The 3429-nt window shown below is 65.1% G+C and carries 5 protein-coding genes; 3 read left to right on the top strand and 2 right to left on the bottom strand.

From position 1 onward, the window contains the following. A partial coding sequence (locus VFP86_18505) for an ABC transporter permease subunit (GenBank protein HET9001639.1) occupies positions 1-915 on the top strand: 915 nt, incomplete at its 5' end. 9 nt (positions 916-924) lie between these two features. Further along, a complete protein-coding gene (locus tag VFP86_18510; protein ID HET9001640.1) occupies positions 925-1995 on the top strand; it encodes an ABC transporter ATP-binding protein in 1071 nt (356 codons plus the stop codon). A 19-nt stretch (positions 1996-2014) separates the two neighbouring features. On the opposite strand, the gene VFP86_18515 is transcribed toward VFP86_18510, so the two are convergent. Further along, complete coding sequence (locus VFP86_18515; protein ID HET9001641.1) at positions 2015-2533, bottom strand: DinB family protein; 519 nt, start codon at positions 2531-2533, stop codon at positions 2015-2017. Between the two features lie 67 nt (positions 2534-2600). After that, complete coding sequence (locus tag VFP86_18520; protein ID HET9001642.1) at positions 2601-3095, bottom strand: sulfocyanin-like copper-binding protein; 495 nt, start codon at positions 3093-3095, stop codon at positions 2601-2603. 216 nt (positions 3096-3311) lie between these two features. Here VFP86_18520 and VFP86_18525 point away from each other — a divergent pair. Continuing rightward, positions 3312-3429: NAD(P)H-binding protein (locus tag VFP86_18525; protein ID HET9001643.1), on the top strand; the 118-nt coding region annotated here is incomplete at its 3' end.

Consider the following 3429-nt stretch of genomic DNA (forward strand, 5'->3'; position numbering starts at 1 on the left):
CTGCTGCTGGTCACGGCGGGCCTCTTCTTCATCCAACAGCACCTGCTGAGACGCGGCCGCTTCACCACGGTCACCGGCAAGGGAGGCGTCCGACAACCCTTCCTGCTGGGGCGCTGGCGCTGGCCGATCTTCGCGCTGTGCATGGTGCCGCCGCTCTTCTCGCTCATCCTGCCGTACGCGGCGCTGCTGGCCACTTCCCTCTCCCGCGCATGGGGGAGAGGACCGGTGCCCGGGAATCTGACGTTCGCGTGGTACCGATGGGCGTTGGTCGAAAACCAGGGGGCGCGCCACGCCATTGCGCACAGCCTCTCCTACTCTGCGGTCGCGGCGACGATCGCCACACTTCTTGCCGTCTTTACCGCCTACGTCGTCAGCCGCCGTCTCCTCCCCGGGGCCCGGATCCTCGGCTACGTGGCGATGGCGCCGTTCGTCGTGCCGGGCATCGTGCTGGCGATCGGCTTCTTTACCGCATACGCCCGGCCCCCATTCGTCTTATATGGAACGGCCTGGATGCTGATCGTGGCGTTTGCGACCCGCTTCTTGCCGATCGCCTTCTCGGGCAGCGAGTCGGCCCTCCGGAGCATCGATCAGGAGTTGGAGAACGCGGCCCGCACGCTTGGCTCGGGACCGCTCCTGACGTTTCGACGGATCACGTTACCACTGCTCCGGCGCAGTATTCTCGCCAATTGGATCATCGTGTTCATCCCGTCATTGCGGGAGCTGAGTTCCGCGGTCTTCCTCTTTACGCCGGCCACGGCCGTCATTACCAACGTGATCTTCGACCTCTCCGACGAAGGCAACTTCGAGCCCCTCTCGGCGCTCGGCATCATCATGATGGCAATCACGTTTTGCCTGGTCGCCGTGGCGTACCGTCTCTTCGGCGGTGCCGTCTTCGCGCAGCGCCAGCGCGCCTGAGGGAGCCCGATGGCGCAGATCCGGCTGGTCGGTCTGGAAAAGCGGTACGGCACGACCCCGGCACTCTGCGGCATCACCCTCGCGGTCAGCGATGGCGAGCTGCTCGCGCTTCTCGGGCCGTCCGGCTGCGGCAAGACGACGACGCTGCAGATTTTGGCTGGGTTTCTCGTCCCCGACGGGGGCGAGGTTTGGGCGGGCGATCGCCAGATCTCCTCTCCTCAAGGCGTCGTGCCGCCCGAGCGCCGCCAGATGTCACTGGTCTTTCAGAGCTACGCCCTGTGGCCCCACATGACCATCTTCCAGAACGTGGCCTTTGGCCTGGAGATGCGCCGGCTTTCGCGCGAGGAGATCGCGCGCCAGGTGCAGCGTATCCTCGCGGTGGTCAACCTCACGGGCTATGAGCAGCGCTACGCCCATGAGCTCTCGGGGGGACAGCAGCAGCGGGTGGCCCTGGCACGGGCGCTCGTCGTTCAGCCTCACACCCTCCTCCTCGACGAACCGCTCTCCAACCTGGACGCCAACCTGCGCGAGCAGATGCGCTTCGAGATCCGACGGATTCACCAAGAGACCGGGATCACGACCGTCTACGTCACGCACGATCAGGCCGAAGCCCTGGTGATCGCGGACCACGTCGCCGTGATGAACAGCGGCCGAATCGAGCAGGTCGGCACGCCGGAGGAGATCTACGAAAGGCCCCAGTCCCGCTTCGTCGCCTCGTTTATCGGCCAGGCCAATTGCCTCGCCGGCCGCGTGGTTGGGCCGGGGCTCGTCCGGTGCGGTGAGTTGGAGGTCCGCGCGATCGACCACAGCCAGTTCCGCCCGGGGGACGAGGTGGTGCTCTGTATCCGTCCGCATGCCCTCCGCGTGCATGGCGCGACCGGCACGCCCTCGGCCGGAACCAATACCGCCATGGGCCGGCTGATACAGTCGGCATACTTGGGCGATCTGCAAGACCTCCGGATCATGCTGCCTGGAAACCTGCAAATCCGGGTCCTCACCATGAACCGCCATCGCTACCGGCCCGACGACCAACTGCTGGTGGAGCTTCCCGCGGAGGCGTGCCGGCTCGTGCGGGGTTAGCGATCTGGAACGGAACAGCTCACGGCGCGCGCCTGCCCCGGAAGCCTTGCAGTGCCCGCAGGTACATGATCTGTCCTGCGTGGTAGACATCGTGGGTTGTCGTCCGGACCACCCGCACCGCGAGCGGTTGAGTCGCCCCGCCCTTGTACCAGACAATCTGTTGGGAGAGCCCCGCATCATCGAGGGCTTGTGCTCGGGTGAGGAACTGGGTAGAAATCTCTAGGAGCGTTCGGCGATCCCTCTCCCAGTCGGCCTCACTCCCGGCCACTTCCTTCCAATCACCGGCGGCCAGCTGCTCCCCATCGGGCGGGTCCCCGTCCCAAGCGTCGAGCACCCCCTGCTTCCAGAGGATGAGGTGGCGGACGATCTGCCAGATGGAATGTCGTTCCGGAGCAGGCCTCCAGGCTGCCTGCGCGGCCGTCAGGCCCTCCAGGGACCCTCTGAGGGGTGGTTGCCATTGCCAGTCCTCATCTTCCAGGGTCGTATGTACATGGTCGACCACGAGCTGCTTGAGCGTAAGTGCAACCTCGTGACTCATCTTCGCCTCCGTGACCGTCACTAACGCCTGCGCCAGGATGACCGACGCGGCGGGAGCCTAGCCGCGCCTACTTGTTGACCGTCATCGTCGGCTTCGCCGCCGCCGAGTCCGCCACGATGAAGTTGGCGTACATGCCCAGCAGCGCATGCCCGGGGAACCCGCAGATCATCAGATACTTTCCCGCCTTGCTTGCCGTGAACTGCACGGTGGCCGTCTGTCCCTTTGTGATTCCTGCCTGCGGATCCTTGATCTGCGCGCCGGGAAAGGCCGGAGCGCTGAGGGCGGTGGCGGGCAGCGGGTTGGTGGGCGGAATGATCTGCAGACTGTGGGGCAGCGTTCCCTGGTTCTTAAAGGTGATCTGCACCATGGCGCCGAGCGGCACCGTGAGGACCAGCTGTCCTTTGATGGTCCCGTTGAAGTTCTGCTCACCGTTGGCCGGGGTCTGCGCCGCGACGATCGTAAATGGCGCGGCCACGGCGCTCAAGCCGGGCGCGGCGGCACCGAGCACGCCGAGCACTCCAACCAGCAGTGCGACTCCGATGACTCGCTGTGCGCTTCGCATCGTGCCTCCCTTCGGATTCCTCCATCCCGCTCTCACCATCATACGTTCCGTCCCATTGTACGTCTCGTCACGACGTGCCGTTCCACCCTGTCACAAAACTCGCCTTGGCCCGGTCTCAATACATGAGATCACACCCTGCGTACGCAGCGAGCCTGGATCTCAGATTTGACAACCTCTAGTACACGCTCACGGGCCATGGAGCGAGAGGAGCGAGAGATGAAGCTCACAATCTTCGCGGCGACCGGCGGTATCGGTCGGCAAGCCCTCGAGCAGGCCGTCGCCGCAGGTCACGAGGTCACAGCAGTCGTACGAAACCCGAAGAAGCTGTCCGCAA

The organism is bacterium (assembly GCA_035703895.1).
Classification (GTDB): Bacteria; Sysuimicrobiota; Sysuimicrobiia; order Sysuimicrobiales; family Segetimicrobiaceae; genus Segetimicrobium.

Excerpts from the sequence above, each read along its gene's own strand:
- VFP86_18520 (HET9001642.1), bottom strand. The coding sequence starts at position 3,095 with ATGCGAAGCGCACAGCGAGTCATCGGAGTCGCACTGCTGGTTGGAGTG.
- VFP86_18515 (HET9001641.1), bottom strand. The coding sequence starts at position 2,533 with ATGAGTCACGAGGTTGCACTTACGCTCAAGCAGCTCGTGGTCGACCAT.
- VFP86_18510 (HET9001640.1), top strand. The coding sequence starts at position 925 with ATGGCGCAGATCCGGCTGGTCGGTCTGGAAAAGCGGTACGGCACGACC.